18 protein-coding genes are annotated in these 18,765 nt (G+C 70.0%); 8 read left to right on the top strand and 10 right to left on the bottom strand.

Going from position 1 to position 18,765, the window contains the following annotated elements; all coding sequences use genetic code 11:
* Positions 1–84 precede the first annotated feature (84 nt).
* Entirely contained in the window at positions 85–573 is a 489-nt protein-coding gene (locus ABD235_RS01875) for an AAC(3) family N-acetyltransferase (RefSeq protein ID WP_344168292.1), read from the top strand.
* On the opposite strand, the gene ABD235_RS01880 is transcribed toward ABD235_RS01875, so the two are convergent.
* Together ABD235_RS01880 and ABD235_RS01885 are read right to left on the bottom strand one after the other, a co-directional pair.
* Positions 559–1,821 (bottom strand): alpha/beta fold hydrolase, encoded by a 1,263-nt coding sequence (locus ABD235_RS01880; protein ID WP_344168295.1) that lies wholly within the window; start codon positions 1,819–1,821, stop codon positions 559–561. The genes ABD235_RS01875 and ABD235_RS01880 overlap by 15 nt on opposite strands.
* Positions 1,822–1,838: 17 nt before the next feature.
* Positions 1,839–2,447 (bottom strand): TetR/AcrR family transcriptional regulator, encoded by a 609-nt coding sequence (locus tag ABD235_RS01885; RefSeq protein ID WP_344168298.1) that lies wholly within the window; start codon positions 2,445–2,447, stop codon positions 1,839–1,841.
* Between the two features lie 69 nt (positions 2,448–2,516).
* Between ABD235_RS01885 and ABD235_RS01890 the strand changes: the two genes are divergently transcribed.
* The 3 genes from ABD235_RS01890 to ABD235_RS01900 are packed head-to-tail and all read left to right on the top strand — an operon-like array spanning position 2,517 to position 4,638.
* Positions 2,517–2,669 carry a hypothetical protein gene (locus ABD235_RS01890; protein WP_344168301.1) on the top strand — a complete coding sequence of 51 codons (153 nt, stop codon included), beginning with the start codon at positions 2,517–2,519 and terminating at the stop codon, positions 2,667–2,669.
* Positions 2,660–3,526 (top strand): exodeoxyribonuclease III, encoded by an 867-nt coding sequence (locus ABD235_RS01895; protein ID WP_344168304.1) that lies wholly within the window; start codon positions 2,660–2,662, stop codon positions 3,524–3,526. Before ABD235_RS01890 ends, ABD235_RS01895 begins: the two co-directional genes overlap by 10 nt.
* Positions 3,526–4,638 (top strand): hypothetical protein, encoded by a 1,113-nt coding sequence (locus ABD235_RS01900; protein ID WP_344168307.1) that lies wholly within the window; start codon positions 3,526–3,528, stop codon positions 4,636–4,638. The genes ABD235_RS01895 and ABD235_RS01900 overlap by 1 nt, the downstream gene beginning before the upstream one ends.
* Here ABD235_RS01900 and ABD235_RS01905 read toward each other — a convergent pair.
* On the bottom strand, positions 4,624–5,127 hold the full coding sequence (locus ABD235_RS01905) for a mycothiol transferase (RefSeq protein ID WP_344168310.1): 504 nt from the start codon (positions 5,125–5,127) through the stop codon (positions 4,624–4,626). The two genes, ABD235_RS01900 and ABD235_RS01905, sit on opposite strands and share 15 nt — an antisense overlap.
* A 115-nt stretch (positions 5,128–5,242) precedes the next feature.
* Here ABD235_RS01905 and ABD235_RS01910 point away from each other — a divergent pair, with 115 nt between their 5' ends.
* Positions 5,243–6,274 carry an aldo/keto reductase gene (locus ABD235_RS01910; RefSeq protein WP_344168313.1) on the top strand — a complete coding sequence of 344 codons (1,032 nt, stop codon included), beginning with the start codon at positions 5,243–5,245 and terminating at the stop codon, positions 6,272–6,274.
* A gap of 25 nt (positions 6,275–6,299) precedes the next feature.
* On the opposite strand, the gene ABD235_RS01915 is transcribed toward ABD235_RS01910, so the two are convergent.
* The 3 genes from ABD235_RS01915 to ABD235_RS01925 all read right to left on the bottom strand — a co-directional run bounded on the left by ABD235_RS01915 (position 6,300) and on the right by ABD235_RS01925 (position 8,115).
* Complete coding sequence (locus ABD235_RS01915) at positions 6,300–7,004, bottom strand: M50 family metallopeptidase (RefSeq protein ID WP_344168316.1); 705 nt, start codon at positions 7,002–7,004, stop codon at positions 6,300–6,302.
* 192 nt (positions 7,005–7,196) lie between these two features.
* Positions 7,197–7,628, bottom strand: a complete 432-nt coding sequence (locus ABD235_RS01920; RefSeq protein ID WP_344168319.1) for a hypothetical protein — start codon at positions 7,626–7,628, stop codon at positions 7,197–7,199.
* 10 nt (positions 7,629–7,638) lie between these two features.
* Positions 7,639–8,115 (bottom strand): hypothetical protein, encoded by a 477-nt coding sequence (locus ABD235_RS01925; RefSeq protein WP_344168322.1) that lies wholly within the window; start codon positions 8,113–8,115, stop codon positions 7,639–7,641.
* 250 nt (positions 8,116–8,365) lie between these two features.
* Here ABD235_RS01925 and ABD235_RS01930 point away from each other — a divergent pair, with 250 nt between their 5' ends.
* A complete protein-coding gene (locus tag ABD235_RS01930) occupies positions 8,366–10,342 on the top strand; it encodes a S41 family peptidase (RefSeq protein WP_344168325.1) in 1,977 nt (658 codons plus the stop codon).
* 355 nt (positions 10,343–10,697) lie between these two features.
* Here ABD235_RS01930 and ABD235_RS01935 read toward each other — a convergent pair whose 3' ends face one another.
* Both ABD235_RS01935 and ABD235_RS01940 read right to left on the bottom strand, forming a co-directional pair.
* On the bottom strand, positions 10,698–12,908 hold the full coding sequence (locus ABD235_RS01935; RefSeq protein ID WP_344168328.1) for a bifunctional SulP family inorganic anion transporter/carbonic anhydrase: 2,211 nt from the start codon (positions 12,906–12,908) through the stop codon (positions 10,698–10,700).
* Positions 12,909–13,066: 158 nt separating this feature from the next.
* Positions 13,067–14,257: a mandelate racemase/muconate lactonizing enzyme family protein gene (locus ABD235_RS01940; RefSeq protein WP_344168331.1), complete on the bottom strand. Its 1,191-nt coding sequence runs from the start codon at positions 14,255–14,257 to the stop codon at positions 13,067–13,069.
* A gap of 87 nt (positions 14,258–14,344) precedes the next feature.
* On the opposite strand from ABD235_RS01940, the gene ABD235_RS01945 reads away from it, so the two are divergent.
* On the top strand, positions 14,345–15,118 hold the full coding sequence (locus ABD235_RS01945; protein WP_344168334.1) for an SDR family NAD(P)-dependent oxidoreductase: 774 nt from the start codon (positions 14,345–14,347) through the stop codon (positions 15,116–15,118).
* A 39-nt stretch (positions 15,119–15,157) separates the two neighbouring features.
* Positions 15,158–15,808, top strand: coding sequence for a formylglycine-generating enzyme family protein (locus ABD235_RS01950; RefSeq protein ID WP_344168337.1), 651 nt, complete (start codon positions 15,158–15,160; stop codon positions 15,806–15,808).
* On the opposite strand, the gene ABD235_RS01955 is transcribed toward ABD235_RS01950, so the two are convergent.
* Entirely contained in the window at positions 15,792–16,523 is a 732-nt protein-coding gene (locus ABD235_RS01955) for a DUF427 domain-containing protein (RefSeq protein ID WP_344168340.1), read from the bottom strand. The two genes, ABD235_RS01950 and ABD235_RS01955, sit on opposite strands and share 17 nt — an antisense overlap.
* A gap of 52 nt (positions 16,524–16,575) precedes the next feature.
* On the bottom strand, positions 16,576–18,717 hold the full coding sequence (locus ABD235_RS01960; RefSeq protein WP_344168343.1) for a fibronectin type III domain-containing protein: 2,142 nt from the start codon (positions 18,715–18,717) through the stop codon (positions 16,576–16,578).
* Positions 18,718–18,765: the final 48 nt, after the last annotated feature.

Below are 18,765 nucleotides of genomic sequence, written 5' to 3' on the forward strand. Positions count from 1 at the left end.
CTGCATGATCATGCAAGCCGACGGCTGTCGGAGTGTGACGGAAAATCGGCGGTCCGGCGGGTGGTGCCCGGTGGATGCTGAGGTATGGCGTTTCCTGGGGCTGAACTGCTGGAGGACGCGGACTTCTCGCCGGTGACCCGCGGGGAGATCGCCCGCGGGGTCGCGGCGCTGGGGGTGAGCGCGGGCGAGGTGCTGATGGTGCATGTGCGGTTGTCGGCACTCGGGTGGGTGGTCGGTGGAATCGACACGGTCGTGCGGGCGCTGCGGGACGTGGTCGGCGCGGACGGGACGTTGGTGGCGTTCTGCGGGTGGGACGACAGCCCGTACCACGTGGCGTTCTGGCCGCGGCGCTGGCAGACGGCGTACGGCGAACTGCCCGGGTTCGACCCGGCGGTGTCGTCGGCGCGGCGGGACTTCGGGCGGTTCCCGGAACGGCTCAGGACCTGGCCGGGCGCGGTCAGGAGCCCACATCCGGAGGTGGGCTTCGCGCGCTGGGTGCGCGAGCCGGCGAACCGGCTCACGGTCGCGGCGGTTCGGGGGTGGATCGAGGGGAGGTTCTCAGGCTGGGGGTAGGTCGTTCGCGAGTTGAATCAGGCGGTCGAGGACCGCGCCGCCGGAGGTTCGGGCGCCGTCGTGCTCGTACTCGTTGGTGATCCAGGTGGTCACGTTGCCGACGCGGGAGGCCGTTTCCAGGGAGAGGTTGGCGTCGACGTACATGTCGTCGTGGTAGATCGCGGCGGCGACCGGCACGCGGTTGGCGGCCAGGACGGTGGGGTCGTAGAGCGGGGTCCAGTCGGTGGCGGCGGCGAGGAGGTTCGCGGCTTCGGCGAAGGGGCGGAGGCCGCCCAGGTCCTCGACCATCCAGGGGTAGATCATCTCGCCGGTGAACAGGAACGGCTCGGCGGTCGGCGCGAACTCGGCGGGCTTCATGCGCGCCGCGGCCCAGTTCGTCGGGCGGTCGTCCTGGCCGTAGAGCGATTCGTGCAGTACGACGAACAGCGGGTTGAGGGTGTGGTCGGTGCGCGCCATCGCGCCGTACAGGAAGGCGTCGGAGAGTTCGTCGCCGTCCCAGGCCTCGTCGATCAGCCAGTGCAGGGACTCGGCGGACTCGCTCATGCCGAGGCCGAAGCCGAGGGTCTGGAAGCGGTCGACGGTCAGGCGGTCCCCGTTGGGTAGACGGACGTCCGAGGCCGTCACATGGTCGGCGATGCGGCGGACCTTCGCGACGTCCTCGGGGAAGAGGCGGTAGTAGCGCAGCGTCTTCGCCTTGGCGCGCGGATACGTGCGCGTGTAGATCTCGTCGGCCGTCGCGTCGAGTCCGGCCAGGCCGCCGGTCACGTAGCAGGCCTTCAATCCTTCGGGCGCCTTCGACAGATAGGTCAGCGTGATGAAGCCGCCGTACGACTGCCCCAGCGTCGACCACGGCTTGCCGGGGCTGAGCTGCCCGCGGATGAACTCCGCGTCGGCCACGATCGAGTCCGCGCGGAAATACTTCAAGTACGCCGCCAGCTCGGCGGGCTCCATCGACGAGGCCGTACGACGGGTGACCGGCGTGCTGCGACCGGTCCCGCGCTGGTCGAGCAGCAGCACCCGGAACTCACGCGTCGCGCGCTCGAGCCAGCCGCTGCCGCTGGTCGGTCGCGGGGACGCGCTGCCCGGCCCGCCCTGCAGGAACACCAGCCAGGGCAGATCCTCGTCCACCTTGGTCGGCGCGACGGCTTCGCGCGCGAACACCTCGATCGTCGGACCGTCCGGCCGCTCGTGGTCGAGCGGCACGGTGAAGGTGTGATCGGTCAGCGCAAGTCCCGGGATTCTGGCCACCCGGCCATTGTCCTGGATCAGCGCACGAAGACCGGATTGTTTTCCACAGCCTGATCGACGACGCCGAGCGCGGTCTGCACCCGGAACACGTGGTCGAGCGCGTCGCGGCCGGCGAGAACTCGCCGTACCGACTCCAGGTGAGCCGTCCGGTACGCCGCGGTCGTCAGCGCGGCGACCAGTCGCGGCTGCCGGACGCCGGTGGCCTCCATCGCCAGGGCGATCGCGTCCTCGAGCTGGTCGACCATCTCCCGAGCGCGGGCCTGTAGTGCCCTGGACTCCGCGACGATCCGGAAGAAGGGCTCCTGGTGCGGCCGGACCAGGAACGGCGGTGACTCCTGCGAGGCCAGGTAGAGCGCTCGGTCGGCGATCGCGCGCACTGCCGAGACGCCGGCGGGGCGGTCCAGTACGGCGCTCACCAGCTGGGCCTCGGTCTCCGGGTACTGGTCGAAGAACAGGTCCTCCTTGCGCGGGAAGTGCGCGAACACGGTCGGCCGCGCGACGTCGGCGGCCTCGGCAACCTCGGAGACCGACACCTTGTCGAAGCCGCGCTCGAGGAACAGCGCGGTCGCGACGTCGGAGATGTGCTGACGGAGCGCGGCCTTCTTCCGCTCCCGGCGACCTTCCATGCAGAAATCATACCCATCTCAAACTCATACCGAGTATGGTTATGTGATCGGCGCGGCGAGGAGGAGCAGGTGTACTACCTGGAGGAGTCGGTCGAGGTGTTCGAGCAGCTCGAGGCGGCAGCGGAGTTCTGGTGCGGCCCGGCCGAGGAAGAGTTTCCACAGGCGGGCGCAACGCCGCACCCGACGGAACTGAGCCGGGCTACGGTAGGCGGGTGCGCGTAGCTACCTGGAATGTGAACTCGGTCAAGCAGCGGATGCCGCGGTTGCTGGACTGGCTGGACGAGCGGGAGCCGGACGTCGTCTGCCTGCAGGAGACGAAGCTGGCCGACGACGCGTTCACCACCTTGCTGGGCAAGGAGCTGGCCGGGCGTGCGTACGAGACCGCCCTGTACGGCGAGGTGCAGTGGAACGGCGTCGCCCTGTTGTCGAAGGTCGGGATCGAGGACGTGGTGACCGGCGTCGCCGGTGCGCCGGGGTTCCCGAACCCGGAGGCGCGGGCGGTCGCGGCGACGTGTGGCGGGATCCGGATCCACTCGCTGTACGTGCCGAACGGGCGGGCGCCCGACTCGGACCACTACGTCTACAAGCTGGCGTGGCTGAAGGCGCTGCGGGACGTGGTCGCGGCCGGGCCGGCCGAGCAGATCGTCTGTGGTGACATGAACATCGCGCCGGCCGACGCCGACGTGTTCGACCCGGCGGCGTTCGTCGGCTCGACGCACGTCACCGCGCCGGAGCGGGAGGCGCTGGCCGCGCTGCTGGCGACCGGCCTGCACGACGTCGTACGGGATCGCTGGCCGACCGAGCGGGTCTTCAGCTACTGGGACTACCGGGCCGGCATGTTCCACCAGGACCTCGGGATGCGGATCGACCTGGTCCTCGCGTCTGATCCGGTGGCCGAGCGGGTGAAGGCGGCCTGGATCGACCGCAAGGCGCGCAAGGGGACCGGTCCGAGCGACCACGCGCCGGTGATCATCGACCTGGACGTCGCGCCGGACGGCGACATCGGTCCCGTCGTACCGCCGCCGTCGAACCCGCGCGGCGCTCGCAAGCGAACCACCAAGCTGCCGCAGAACCGCTGATGCGCAGAGCGCTGCTGCTGGTCGTTGTGCTGCTCTTGGCGACCGCCTGCAGTGAGGACAAGCCGCAGCAAGCCCAAGCTGTGATCTGGTCGCAGGTGCAGCTCCCGGCCGAACCTGTGGTGCTCGCCGGCCACGGCGAGCAGTTGCTGGTCGGACTGCGCGACCGCAAAGCCAAGGTGGTCCCGCGGCTGCTGGTGATCGAAGGTGACCGGCAGAGCGAGATCAAGCTGTCGCCCAACGCGAGCAGCCCGTACGCCGCCCTCGCCGTCTGGAAGTCCATCGCGTACGACGGCCGCCGGGTGCTCGCGCTCGGCGGAGCGGCGGGCGGCGCGCACTCCAACGTGCGCTGGACCGTGTGGACCGGGACCACCAGCGCGGTGCAGGAACTGCCGCAGGAGTTCAACACGTTCGGTGGGCCCGACGCGGGCACGCTGTACTCGGCCGTGATCGCCCCGGCCGGGCAGGCGTTGCTCGGCGCGTGGGCCTCGCGCACGTCGGGTCTGGACGCGGCGGTCTGGTTGCCGGACGGCACCAAGTGGATCCGGCAGGACTCCGCCGGCACCGTCCTGCGCAGTACGCCGGGCCTCCTGCCCGGGCCGGGGGACGCGACCGTCTTCGGCGACGCGATCGTGCAGACCGGGTCGCAGGTGCGCCTCGCGCCGAACGTCGTACGGCAGGAGGCGGCAGTGTGGACGTCGCGGCGGCTGAACGACGGGTGGTCGGGCTTCGCATTGCCCGAGGCCGGCGAGCGGAGTCACGGTCAGCGGGTGACCTGCGGAGACAAGCTCTGCACGGTGGCCGGCTGGGTCGAGGGCAAGCTGGCGCTGTGGCAGTTCGACCCGGCGCGGCCGGACAGCGCGCGGCGGCTGAAGGGTGTGCCGGACATCGCGGTCGGCGACAAGACGCCGCTGCCGCCGCCCATCCTGGAGGACGACCAGATCGTCCAGGTAGTTGCTGAGGGCAATCAGGTGAAGGTGCTGCGCGGCACGGACGGCGCGTGGACAGTCAGGACCTCCGACGGTCCGACCGGTGACGTGACCGATGCGCGCCTGGTGGGCAGCACCCTCTACCTGATCGCCGGCAACACGCTCTGGAAGTCAGCTGCCGAGTAGACCACGCACGTACGCCGCTTGGCCGGCGTGCTGGAGGTCGTCGGACAGGACGCTGTTCAGCCGGACGCCCAGCGTGACCGGCGGGTTCCAGCGCTTGTCGACGACGCGCTCGAGGTCGTCGTCGGTCAGGGTCTCCAGGTACTGGACCGAGCGAGCGTGCACGGCGTCGTAGTACCCGGTCAGCTGGGACGCCGAGAGCTTGACCGCGGCAACGTCCTCGGCGGAGTGGCCGTAGCCGGTGTCGGCCGGGTCGAACGGGAGGCCGAGGCGTGCGTGCCAGCCGTCGGCGGTGCTGACCTGCTCGTAGCCGCCGGCGTCGGCGAGGTGATCGTCCTGGATCCGGGTCAGGTGCCAGACCAGCCAGGCGATCGAGTTGCCCGAGTCGTCCGGGCGGGTGCTCAGGACGTCGTCCGGCAGGCCTTTGACGGTGGCGTGCACGACCTCCTGGATGCGGCCGAACGCGTCGATCAGAAGTGTGCTGGTGTTCATCTTCTTCCCTTCGTCACGCGGACTTCTGACACCGTACTCCGGCCTGTGGACAGCCTCACGCACCGCCGGCTGAAACGTTCTACTGTGAGCGAACCAGACCTGTGAAGGAGCAGCTGTGGAATACCGCACCCTGGGTGCGAGCGGCACCGTCGTCTCGACGTACGCGCTCGGCACCATGACGTTCGGGAACGAGACCGACGAGGCCGGCGCGCACCAGCAGCTCGACGCCTACGTCGAGGCCGGCGGCACGCTGATCGACACCGCCGACGTGTACTCCGCGGGCGTGTCGGAGCAGATCGTCGGCAGCTGGCTGGCCAAGAGCTCCGCGCGCGACAACGTCGTGCTCGCCACCAAGGGCCGGTTCCCGACCGGCGACGGGCAGAACGACGTCGGCACCTCCCGCAGGCACCTGCGGCGTGCGCTCGACGCGTCGCTGCAGCGGCTCGGTGTCGACCACGTCGACCTGTACCAGTTGCACGCGTGGGACCCGATCACCCCGCTGCAGGAGACGCTGAGCTTCCTGGAGGACGCCGTCCGGGCCGGCAAGATCGCGTACGGCGGCCTGTCGAACTTCACCGGCTGGCAACTGCAGAAGGCGTGCGACCTGATCGACCGGCAGGGCTGGTCGCCGCTGGTCACGCTGCAGCCGCAGTACAACCTGCTGGTCCGCGAGATCGAGTGGGAGATCGTGCCGGCCGCGCAGGAGAACGGGCTCGGCCTGCTGCCGTGGTCGCCGCTCGGCGGCGGCTGGTTGACCGGGAAGTACTCGTTCGACGAGGCGCCGACGGGCGCGACGCGCCTGGGGGAGAACCCGGAGCGTGGCGTCGAGGCGTGGGCCCGCCGGAGCAAGAACGAGCGGGTCCGCGCGGTGGTCGACGCCGTCCGGGCGATCGCCGAGGCGCGCGGGATCTCGATGGCGCAGATCGCGCTGGCCTGGCTGGTGGACCGGCCGGCGGTCACGTCGGTGATCCTCGGGGCGCGCACGCTGGAGCAGCTGGGCGACAACCTGGCGGCCGCGGACCTGCACCTCACGGACGAGGAGCGCAAGCAGCTGGACGAGGCGAGCGACCCGGGCGCGGCGGACTACCCGTACGGCGTACCGGGGGTGAACCAGCGGGACCGTCCGATCACCGGGGGCCGCAGCTAGGGCCTGGGGTCGGCGCTGGGTGTGCTCAGGTCGGCAAAACGTCCGACCAGAGCACGCCCAGCGCCAGGCAGGCGAGCGTGATCAGCCCGAAGACGCCGACCCAGAGGATCGCCGGTACGCCGGTGATGCGGCGCAGCTGGTCGGCGTCGGAGTTGCGGCCGGCGCCGTGCCTGCGGGAGCGCTGCAGCTCGAGCACGGCGCGCGGCGCGGCGAGCAGCAGGAACCAGGTGAGCAGGTACGCGAACGCCGACTGCACCTGCTCGGAGCCCCACCACGAGACGCCGAACACGACAGCGCCGAAGACGAGCACCGACCAGAGCCCGAAGAGGTTGCGGATCTGGAGCAGCAGGATCACCAGCGCGAGCAGGAGTCCCCAGAGCAGGCCCACGGCGTACCCGCGACTGAGGGCGAACGCGGCGGCCAGGCCGAACAGCGCGGGACCCGGGTAGCCGACCAGCAGGACCGCGACCATGCCCAGGCCGTCGGGCTTGCCACGCGAGACGGTGACACCGGACGTGTCCGAGTGCAGCCGGATCCCGGCGAGCTGGCGGCCGGCCAGCAGCGCGATCAGCCCGTGCGCGCCCTCGTGCGCGATCGTCACGACCTGGCGCGTGTGCCGCCAGACCGGTCGCCACGCGATCAGCAGCAGCGCCGCGACGCCGGTACCGATCACGACCTGGATCGACGGATCGGCCTGCACGGACGTGATGTTGTCCCATACCTCAATCACCGGGACATCCTGACAGGTGATGCGGTGACGGGAGCGGATGGGGGAAGGTCTGTGCGGGCGCCGCCGCGGGGGTTGGGACGCGCTGCTAGGTGCGGTGGGTTTGGGTTTCAGGCTCGGCGCGCGCGAGTGCTCGTGGGCAGCTGGGTGGGGATTCGGCGACTATTTGATGCCTTGGTGGTGGGACTGCATTGTTCAGCCTCTCCGTGCGGCGAGCTGCGCGACCGACCGCAGGATCCCGCGCGTCGCGATCGCGTGCGCGCCGGACCTGATCACCAGCAGCCGGTAGACCCGCCCGTGGGGCCCGGGGAAGGCGGCGAACGTGAGGGCGCTCAGCCGGGTCGCGCCGGGCGCGGCCTCGGCGGTGCTCCCGGGTGCTCCGTTGGCGAGCTCGAAGCGCAGCAAGTAGTTGGAGAAGTGGTGGCGTCCGACCAGATCAAGTCGTTCGCCCTCGACACTCGTGGTGATCTCGAAGCCGCCGCGGGGCTTGGTGCCGAGGATCAAGGCCAGCGGGTTGTGCGGACCGATCAGCAGATCGCCGGTCGCGTGCTCGTTGAGCGCCCGCCAGACCACCTCCCGCCGGTACGGGATCAGCCGCGAGTGCTCGTCGACGAAGGGAGGCTCCACACCCGGCACGCTACTGCCACAGGATGTGCGCGGTCACGCGTTCGCGAAGTTGCTCACTGATCAGCCAGAGCTCACGGGCGGCCGGCCAGTGGGAGAGGTTCTCGGTGTTCTTCGGCGCCTTGATCCAGACCGAGGTGGACCGCCGGCCGCGCCGCGGTGCAGGCAACTCGGGTAGTCGACGCCGTCGCCGATGTTGTCGGCGTACTCGGGACAGTAGGCGCCGACCTGCGGCAGCGCGAAGGCGTGCCAGCGCGTGATACTTGCCGTCGGCACCTAATCCGACGACTTCGCTGCTGGTGTCGGTGCGCCACACGTGCCGTACGTCGAAGACGCGCAGCACGGATCCGCTGGTCGCGACGACGAGGTAGTTGCCCGACCAGAACAGCCCGTGGCCGTGTCCGGTGATCGCGGCGAAGTCGGTGTCGGACGTCGGCTCGACCAGCAGGACGTGCCGGTACTTGTTGGTGGCGAAGTCCAGGAACGACACCCGGATCGCGGTGTCGTCGGCGTTGTGCCGCGCGCCGCCGCTCGGCTGCGCGTCGCCGGAGCAGGCCGCAGAGGAGGGCGATCGTGACCAACAAACGACTGATCCGCATGGTCTTGATGCTGACCGTCGGCGCGAGGGGTGGCCACCAGGACAACGGGGCGAGAGTCGAGGCGTTGACACGGAAGTGGGGGCGGCGGACGGTGGAGGGATCGCGACGCCCAGGGGAGGGGCGCGCCTGTTGGGGGATGTCATGACCGAACCACGCAAGACCGTCACGAAGAAGCCGGCGACCCGGAGGGCCGTGACGCGGAAGGCGGCGCGAGCCAAGGAGAGCGCGCAGGCGGCCGCCGTACCGTTGCCGCAGTTCCTGGCCGGCGCCGGCAACCTGACGCTCGCCCAGCGCAAGTTGCTGGTCGACCAGTCGCTGCTGTTGCTCGGCGAGAACTACGTGCACCTGCCGCTGAAGGCCGCGATGCACGCGGTCAACCCGCTGCAGCGGCTGCGGGTGCTGCGGGCCCGGATGGAACGCCAGACCGATGCCACGATGGAGCCCGAGTGGATCTTCCACCGGCAGATGTCGAGCATCTTCCACTCGGTCCGCGACCTGCACACCAACTACCTGTTGCCCGCGCCGTTCGCCGGCAAGGTCGCGTACCTGCCGTTCATGATCGAGAAGTGCTTCGACACCGTCGGCGAGCACTACCTGATCACCCGGATGGTGACCGGGTACAGCGCGCCGCAGTTCGGGCCCGGTGCGGAGGTGACGCACTGGAACGGTACGCCGATCGCGCGGGCCGTCGCGCTGAACGGCGCTGTGTTCGCGGGGAGCAACGACGCGGCCAATCTCGCGCGCGGGCTGGAGTCGTTGACGTTGCGGCCGCTGGTGATCCAGGCGCCGCCCGACGAGGACTGGGTCACGCTGACCTACACCGGTCTGGATGGATCGGCGCAGGAGTTGCGCGAGCAGTGGAAGGTGACGACGAACCTGCCGCCGATGACGGACCTGGACGCGATCACCGAGGCGTCGGCCGCGATGGGACTCGACCTGGACTCCGACGAGAAGTCGCGGGCGAAGAAGGTGCTGTACGTCCGGGACGTGGTCGATCTCGAACGCGGCGAGAGCTCGGCCGCGTTGACCGCGCCGGTCGCGGTCGGTGCGGCGGACCTGCCGACGACGATGCCGGGGGTGTTCCGCGCTCGGGCGGTGACGACGTCGCACGGGACGTTCGGGCATCTGCGGATCTTCACGTTCAGCGTGACGGATCCGGTGGCGTTCCGGGACGAGTTCGTCCGGTTGGCGGCCGCGCTGCCGCAGGACGGGCTGATCGTCGACGTCCGGGACAACGGCGGTGGGCACATCTACGCGAGCGAGTTCACGTTGCAGACGATGACGCCGCGGCGGATCGCGCCGGAGCCGGTGCAGTTCATCAGTACGGCGCTCAACCTGCGGATCTGCCGGCGGCACAAGGACAACCCGTCGGGGATCGACCTCGGTCCGTGGTTCGACTCGCTGGACCTGGCGACCGAGACCGGGGCGACGTACTCGGCGGCCAAGCCGATCACGCCCGAAGACGGGGCGAACGAGCTCGGGCAGACGTACTACGGGCCGGTCGTGCTCGTCACCGATGCGCGGTGCTACTCGGCGACGGACATCTTCGCGGCGGGGTTCGCCGATCACGAGATCGGGATGATTCTCGGGGTCGACGACAACACCGGTGCCGGTGGGGCGAACGTGTGGACGCACGGGTTGCTGGCGACGCTGCTGAACGAGCCGCCGCCGGCCGATCCGACGTCGCCGTACGTCGCGCTGCCGAACGGCGCGAACCTGCGGGTGGCAATCCGGCGGACGTTGCGGGTGGGTGAGCTGTCCGGTACGCCGGTCGAGGATGTCGGGGTGCGGCCGCATGCCATCCATCGGATGACGCGGGCTGATCTGTTGTCGGGGAACGCGGATCTGCTGGAGGCGGCCGGGCAGATGCTGGCGGGGATGCCTCGGCGGCGGCTCGAGGTCAGTACGTCGATGGCTGGTACGACGTTGACGGTGGGGCTGGAGGTGGAGGGGATTGATCGGGTCGATCTGTACCTTGATGGGCGGCCGATCAGTTCGGAGGATCTGGTGGGTGTTCCCCTCGGCATCGAGATCCTGGATGTGTCGCCGGGGCAGTTGCTGCGGGCTGATGCGTTCTCAGGTGGTCAGCTGATTGCTTCTCGGCGGGTGCTTGTCTGACTTGCTGTCGGCGGTGATGCGGCCGGGGAGGTTGCCGGTGGCTAGGCGCCGCTGCGGCCGGAGAAGAGGTAGGGAGCGAGGCCTGGCTGGTAGGGCTGGGGTGGGCGCGGCGCCGGACCGGGTGCTGGTGGGGTTGGGGTGGGTGCGTGGCGCCGGACCGGGTGCTGGTGGGGTTGGGGTGGGCGTGGCGCCGGACCGGGTGCTGGTGGGGTTGGGGTGGGTGCGTGGCGCCGGACCGGGTGCTGGTGGGGCTGGAGGCTCGTGCGGGTGCGGCAGGCGGCAGGTGTCGGTGTGCGGGTGCGGCAGCCGGTGGGTGGGCGGGACAGCGCACCCACCGGTGCCGGACCGGTTGTTGTCAGAGGTCGGCGTCCGCCGGGGTGGTGGCGGTGGCCAGTTGTTCGTCGGCTCGGACCAGGTAGGGGTCGTGTTCGAGGACCAGGCGGGCGGCGGTGGCGCCGATGTCGAACCAGAGGCCGATCAGTTCGAGGCGGCCGGCTTCTTCGGCCTTGCGGACGCAGGCGAAGCTGCGGAGGTTCTCCAGCTGGACGGCGACGTTGGCTACCGACAGCTTGTCGGCGGGGCCGAGTTTGACGCCGGTGGCGGGATCGACGATGTCCGGTAGGGCGACGGCCCGGCGTACTGACGGTTCGAGGTGACGCAGCCACGTGCGCAGGCCCGAGCCGTCGTCGTCGGTGCTGTCCAGCGCGGCGTTCGCGGCGCCGCAGTGGGAGTGGCCGCAGACGACGATCGAGCTGACGCCGAGGACGTCGACGGCGTACTCGACCGCGGCGTCGACGGAGTTGCTGTTCGACCCGTACGGCGGGACCAGGTTGCCCACGTTGCGGACGCAGAACTGCTCACCGGGACCCGACGTGGTGATCAGGTTCGGCACGATCCGGGAGTCCGCGCAGGTGATGAACAGCTGCGTCGGCTTCTGCCCGTCGGCGGCCAGCTTCGCCATCATCGGCCGGATCAGGTCGGCCGACTCCTCGAACTCGCGGATCCCGTCCAGCATCGAGACGCGCTGGTCCGGCGCGGGCACGACCTGCTCGTGATGCCAGGGCAGCCTGCGCTTGGCGTCGCCCTGCAACGCGGCCCGGAACGCCGAACGGTTGAGCTCGACCGTCCCGCCGCGCGCGATATGTCCGCGACGCCAGTCCTCGATCGCCTCGTACGCCGCGTGGTCCAGGTGATCGACCTGGAGCTTCACGCGGACGTCGGCGCCGACCGGGATGGTCCGCAACGTCCGGACCAGTGACGCGACACCGAGAAACACCAACGTGCCTTGGATCCTGACGGTCCAGACGCCGTTCTCCTCGACCGCCGTGACCGTTGCCCTCGCCAACCGATAGAGGACGCGGCCGAGCGCGAGCACCAGCCCGGCCAGGACCCCCTCGGCCAGGCCGAGCGCCGCTACGCCGGCCGCGGTCACGACGTACACGAGCAGTTCGTCGTGCCGCCGCAAGGTGCGGATGTGCGCGAGCTGGACCAGCCGGAGCCCGGTGACGAGCAGCACGCCCGCGAGAGCGGCCATCGGGATGAGCTCCAGCATGGCGCCGGCCGCGAGCACGAAGACCGCGATCCACAAGCCGTGCATGATCGCCGAGGCACGCGACTTGGCGCCGGCGGCGACGTTGGTCGAGCTACGGACGATGACGCCGGTGACCGGCATCCCCCCGAGGGCGCCGGAGACCGCGTTCGCGGCGCCCTGGCCGATCAGCTCGCGATCCAGGTTGCTGCGTTTGCCGCGGTGAAGCTTGTCCACGGCAACGGCCGAGAGCAACGACTCGACACTGGCGACCAGGGCGACGGTCAGCACCGCGGTCCCGATCTCGAGCGCACTGCCGGACGGCATCACCGGGAGGATCAGCTCCTGCAGCGGATTGTCCGGCAGGTCGACGCGGGTGACGTCGACCATGAACAGGGCGGCCAGTGCCGTGACCGCGACGACCGCGACCAGTGGGGCCGGAACGACCTTCACCTTCGGGATCCGCGGCCAGACCAGCAGGATCACGACGGTCAGCACACCGACGAGGACCGACCCGGCGTGGTGTGCGAGCAGCTGGTCGGGAAGCGCGGCCAGGTTGGCGATCAGCGAGCTCTGCGCCCGTCCACCGAGAACGACGTGGAGCTGCTGGACGGCGATGGTGACGCCGATACCCGCGAGCATGCCGTGCACGACCGCGGGAGACAAGGAGAGTGCGAGCCGGCCGATGCGGGTGACACCGAGCAGAATCTGCACGAGGCCGGCGGCGCAGGTGATGGCTGCGGTCGCGGCCCAGCCGAACTGGCTGACCAGCCCGGCGACGACAACGGTGAGGCCGGCGGCCGGGCCGCTGACCTGGAGCGGTGAGCCGCCGAGCGCGCCGGCGACCACGCCACCGACGACGGCGGCGACGAGGCCCGCGATCAGCGGCGCCCCGGATGCTGCGGCGATCCCCAAGGACAAGGGGATCGCGATCAGGAAGACCACCAGCGAGGCCGGTAGGTCATGACGGACGATGGACCTCCACGAGGCCTGTTCGACAGCAGGCTCGCGCGAAGGCGGTGAATGGGAAGTAGACATGGTCGGCACGGGTCCCTCCGGCGTCGGTGCAAGAGCATCAGGCGTCGAAACAAAGAGTGTCGATCTCGTCACTCATAGTACTCAGCTGTTCAAGGGCCGACGACCCCCAACTGGTTGCCCTGGGCTCAGATCGTCCGGAGTAGTGGTGAAATCGTTGCCTAAGGCAGCTTCGAGACCCGGCGTTCGGCGTTGACGTCCGGCTTGAGCCGGACGCCGTGCCCGGGTACTTCGGTCGCGGCGATCCGGCCGTCGACGATCGGTGGCAGACCGTCGACCAGTTCGGCGTACCAGGTCCGGAGGAAGGCCCGGACGGTCTCTTGGATCAGGCCGTTCGGCGCGGACTGGATCAGATGGACGCAGGCGGCCAGCGTCGCCGGGCCGGTGCAGTCGTGCGGAGCAACCGGTACGCCGTACGTGTCGGCGAGTGCTGCGACCTTGCGAGCTTCGGTGAGTCCGCCGGTCCACTGGACGTCGACGGTGACGACGTCGACTGCCCCTCGTTCCAGGAGCGGCAGGAAGCCGCGCCGGCCGACGAGTGTTTCGCCGGTCGCGATCGGTACGTCGACATCGCGCTTCAGCGCGGCCAGGGCATCGACGGCGTCCGGACGCATCGGGTCCTCGACCCAGTACGGCTGGTACTCGGTCAAAGCCTGCAGGATCGCGGTCGCACCGCGCCGGTTCCACAGACCGTGCAGCTCCACCATCAGCTTCATGTCGAAGCCGACCTCTTCGCGGATGGCCTCCAGGACCGCCAGCCCGCGGCTCAGCTCGGCCGGCGAGATGTCCGTCCCGCCGATCGCCTCGGCCGCGTGGTCGAACGGCCAGACCTTCATCCCGGTGATGCCCTCGTCCCACAGGTCGCGGGCGAGGGCGGCCGGACGGTTGAGGAAGGCGTCGAGGTCGTCCCAGCGGGCCGGAGTCGTTGCCGGGACGCCCCAGTTGTCCGATCGTTGCCTCGTACTCGTACTGATGTAGCCCGGTCCCGCGCAGGTGTTGTACGTCGGCAACGACTCCTGCACCGGTCCGCCGAAGAGCCGGACCAGCGGCAGGCCGGCCTCCTGGCCGACCAGGTCCCACAGTGCCAGGTCGATCGCGCCGTTCCCGCGGGTCTCGACACCGGCGCCGGCGAAGCCCGTGTACGACGCGAGCGCGCGGGCCATCGACTCCGGCGTCGGGTCCAAGGCCCCGAGCAGGACCTCGGCGGCCGACTCGTGCAGGTACGACTCGACCGTCCGGCCGCCGAAGAAGGCCTCGCCCAGGCCGGTCCGGCCGTCGTCGGTGTGCAGCAGCACGAACACCAGGTTCGGCTGGATGCTCGGCCTGACCGTCTCGACCGCCGTGATCCTCATCGCAGCTCCCGTTCTCGTCATCTGGTCCTTACCTGTTCCCGGGTCGGCGGAAACTACGATCGAGGTAGCCGAGTCAGGAGAGAGTCGATGGATCTTCAGTTGTCGGGCAGGACCGCGGTCGTCACCGGGGCGAGCAAGGGGATCGGGCTGGCCTGCGCCGAGGCGCTGGCCTGGGAGGGTGTCCAGGTCACCGGCATCTCCCGGGATCCCGGGAACCTCGCGAAGGCGCAGGCCGAGCTGAAGGCGAAGGGGCTCGAGTACGCCGTCGAGGCCGTCGACCTGACCGACGCCGAGGCGACCGCCGCGGTGTTCGCGCGGATCGGCGTACCGGACATCCTGATCAACTGCGCGGGGGCGGCCCGGCGTACGCCGTTGGACGAGCTGGACAGCACCACGCTGCACGCGGCGATGGAGGCGAAGTACTTCACGTACATGCACGCCACCGAGGCGGTGATCCGCGGGATGGCGGAGCGCGGCAGCGGGGCGGTCGTCAACGTCGTCGGCCAGGGTGGCCGGCAGGCGAATCCGCTGCACATCGGAGGCGGCGCGGCCAACGCGGCGCTGATGCTCGCGTCGGTCGGCTACGCGAAGGCGTACGCCGGGCGCGGGGTTCGCGTGAACGTGATCAACCCGGGCCTGACCCGCACCGGCCGCGTCGACGAAGGCCTCGAGGCCGCCGTTCGCGCGACCGGCCGGCCGAAGGGTGAGCTGCTCGACGAGATGGTGTCCGAGATCCCGCTCGGCCGCGCCGCCGAACCGTCCGAGGTCGCCAACCTGGCCGTCTTCCTCGCCTCGCCCCGGGCCAGCTACGTCACCGGCGCGATCGTCCCGATGGACGGCGGCGTGACCTCGGCGATCTGAGCGGACGTCCCGTTCCACCGAGTTGATGGAGGAGTCGCGGTGAAGCTGCTCGACATCGCCGGTGGGCGGGTGCGGTTGACCGATCGGCGGACCGAGCGCACGTGGTCCGTCGAGGTGGCCGACTTCCGGCTGGCGGCGGTCCCGGTGACGCAGGCGGAGTACGCCGAAGTGACCGGGGACCGCCCGAGCACCTCCACCGGGGACGACCTACCGGTGGAGAACGTGTCGTGGTGGGACGCGGTGCGCTTCTGCAACGTGCTGTCGGAGCGGGAGGGGCTGGCACCGGCGTACGAGCTGCTGGCGGAGGAGGCTGCCCGATGGGACCCGGCGGCCGACGGGTATCGGCTGCCGAGCGAGGCGGAGTGGGAGTACGCGTGCCGCGCGGGCAGCACCGGTCCGCAGTACGGGCATCTGGACGAGATCGCCTGGTACCGCGGGACGTCGGACGGGCGGGTGCACGAGGTCGGCGAGAAGGCGCCGAATGCCTGGGGGCTGTACGACCTGCTCGGCAACGTCTGGGAGTGGTGCTGGGACTACTACGACCCCGAGGTGTACGGCGAGTACCGCGTACTCCGGGGTGGTGGATGGTTCGATCAGGCGTGGAGCTGCCGGGCGTCGGTGCGGCGGCGGAGTCATCCGACGTTCCGGATCGACGACGTCGGGTTCCGGGTGGCTAGGAGAACGGCGTGACCGGGCGGTCCACCGCGACGCCGTCGACGGTGAGGTCGACCTTCTCGTTGAAGAAGGCGATGTGGTTGGCGACGGGGAGCAGCGGCGCGGTGGGGAAGTCGTAGGACCAGGCCAGGTCGTCGTACAGGGCCTTGTCGGTGCGGATGGACCAGTACTGGCTGGTGTTGCCCTTGTACGGGCAGGAAGTCGCGGTGTCGGTGGGCTCGAGGTGCGCGAACGTCACCGCGGTGCGGGGGAAGTAGTAGCGCGGCGGGAGACCGGTCTCGAAGACGATGACGGTCGACGTGGAGTCGGCGACCACGACGCCGTCCAGCGAGACCTGGACCTGGCGGCCGGACTTGACGGCGTCGACCCGGGCGTACGGGTTGCGCGGGTGGACGAAGACCTCCTCGTCCTCCTCGAACCAGGCGTCGACGGCGTCCCACTCGAAGCGGACCAGGCCGGCGAGCTCGCCCTGGTCGTACTGCCAGGCGGTGCCCGAACCGGCTTGCATCACCCGTGCCTCGCCGTGGTGGAACGTGCGGGTCTCGCCGGTGTCGGTCAGCACGCCGTCGGCGATGTCGGCGACCGGAAGGTAGTACTGCGGGTACGGCGGGAACTCCCAGACGTAAACCGCGTTCTGGGTGTCGAGCACGAACTTGCCGTCGTGCAGCGCGCGGATCCGGCGGGGGACCGGCACGGGCCCGGCCGGGACGATCGGTTCGGGGTAGCTCATGCAGCCAGTAAAGACGCGGGACCGGCCCGGGGAAAGGCCGGCCCCGCGGCGACTAGACGGTGATCCAGTCGATGTCGGCGATGTAGCCGTTCGGATTGCTGATCTTCAGCGAGTTGGTCCCGGCGCTGAGCTTGACCGGCAGGTAGGTCACCTGCGGCGTCCCCCAGTCGTTGTCGCCGAGGCCGTGGTAGTTCACCCAGTACGAGTCGGCGCCGTTCACCGTCAGCATGCTCTGGCGGCTGGTGTCACCGTCGGTGTAGGCGATCTTCACCAGGTATGTCCCGGTGGTCGGCACGGTGATGCCGTTCAGCGTCACCGACGCGTCGTACCCGATGTTGCCGACCTTCTGCCCACCCGAGCACAGCGTGCAGCCGCCGACCCCGGCGTTCCCGGTAAAGGTGCTGGTCGGGGCCTCCGCCTCGTACCGGACCGGCCCCCCATCCGACTTCGCCGTCAGGACGGTGACCCCAGCGCTTGCCTCCGACGACTTGTTGCCCTGCACACCCTTCACCGTGAAGGTGTAGGAGGTCTGCGGCAACAACCCGGCGACGACAGCGGAGGTCGACGAGCTGGTCGCCACCTGCTTGCCGTTGGCAAACACCTTGTACGCCGTGGCGCCGGTGCTCGGCTGCCAGGTCAGCGCGGCCGTCGTACGGCTCGTGTCGGTGACGGTCAGATCGGCCGGACGGCTCGGCACCGCGAGCTGGTTCGGCGTGATCTTGTAGAGCTTCGAACCGTGCGCGGGCAGTACGGCGCTGACCTTGCCGGAGACGTTGCGCGCGGTCTGGCCGGCCCACACGTCGCGGACCGAGGCCTTGCCGGACAACCCGAGCTGGGCGAAGTCGCCGGTCACGGTCGCGGCGGTGTCGGCCAGGTTGAACAGGCCGACCGTGACGCTGCCGTCCGGGTTCTTCGCGTACCAGGTCTGCTGCAGCTGGTCCTGGTCGAGCGGGCGGGCCGGGACGCCGGCCTGGTTGATCGCGATCACCTCGCGGTTGGTCAACAGCTTCACCCCGTACGGGTCCAGCTTGGTGAGGTCGTCACCGATGAACAGCGGCGCGGCGTTCATCGCCCAGAACGTCATGGCGCTCTGCCGCTCGACCTCGGTGATGCCGTCCATCGCGCCGTTGCCGACGTTGATCGCGTCCAGGTTGTTCCAGTGCCCCGGCCCGGCGTCGTCGACCCACTGCGGCAGGTCCCACCAGCGGCCGACCAGCGAGCCGTTCCAGCGCACGATCGTGTCGCAGTAGCACTCGACGTCGGTGTCGATCCGCCAGCCGTTCGAGTTCGCCTTCCAGGTCTCGGCGTACCGGTGGCTGAGCGACCACGACAGCGTGTACAGCATCGGGCGGCCGGCGTTCTGGACCGCGCGCCACCAGGCCTCGACGTCCTCGGTGTTGTTGTGGTTCGGGTCGTCCGGCGCGCCCTTCCAGGAGCCGGGACCGACGCCGTCCATCTTGATGAAGTCGACGCCCCAGGAGGCGAACAGGTTCACGATCGAGTCGGCGTACTTCTGCGCGCACGGGCTCGCGTAGTTGATCTTGTACGCCTGGTCCCAGCCGTTCGTCGTGCGCAGGTCGGGGTAGACGATGTCGCGGGTGAAGCAGCCCGGGGCGTTGTAGATCGGCGTGTTGCCCTCGCGGTAGACGTCGAAGCCGAGGCCGACCACGGTGTAGATGCCGAACTTCAGCCCGAGCTTGTGGATGTCGTCGCCGACGGCCTTCATGCCGCGCGGGAAACGGGCGGTGTTCGCGGCCGGGCGGCCGTACTCGTCGCCGCCGAGCTGCCAGCCGGCGTCGATGTTGACGTACTCGTAGCCGTACGGCTTGAGCTTGGTCGCCATCGCGTTGGCCTGGGCGAGGATGTTCTTCTCACTGATGAAGCTGCCCGGGCCGTCGGGGTTCACGCCCGGGTAGTTGGTGGACTGCAGGCTCCAGCTGCTCCAGCCCAGGTACGGCTTGGCCGCGACCTGCGGGTACTTGGCCGGTACGGCGGCCTCGGGCTTCGGCGCCTCGATCGGCGCGGTGCCCTGGAAGGTGGAGTGCGGCTCGACCAGGGCCGGCTTCGGGCCGGGCTGGGAGACCGGGGGAGCGCTCGCGTCGGCGGGAGCGATCGTTACGGCTGCCGACACCAGGGCGGCAGTCGCGGTGACCACGATCGCGGCGCGGCGTTGTCGGCCGGTGGGAAGTGGCATGGGTGTTCCTCCGTCTCGGGGCGGGAGCGGGGCGAGTGAGGCCGAGCC

The sequence above is a fragment of the Kribbella lupini genome (genome assembly GCF_039529595.1).
In the GTDB taxonomy this organism is placed as follows: domain Bacteria; phylum Actinomycetota; class Actinomycetes; order Propionibacteriales; family Kribbellaceae; genus Kribbella; species Kribbella lupini.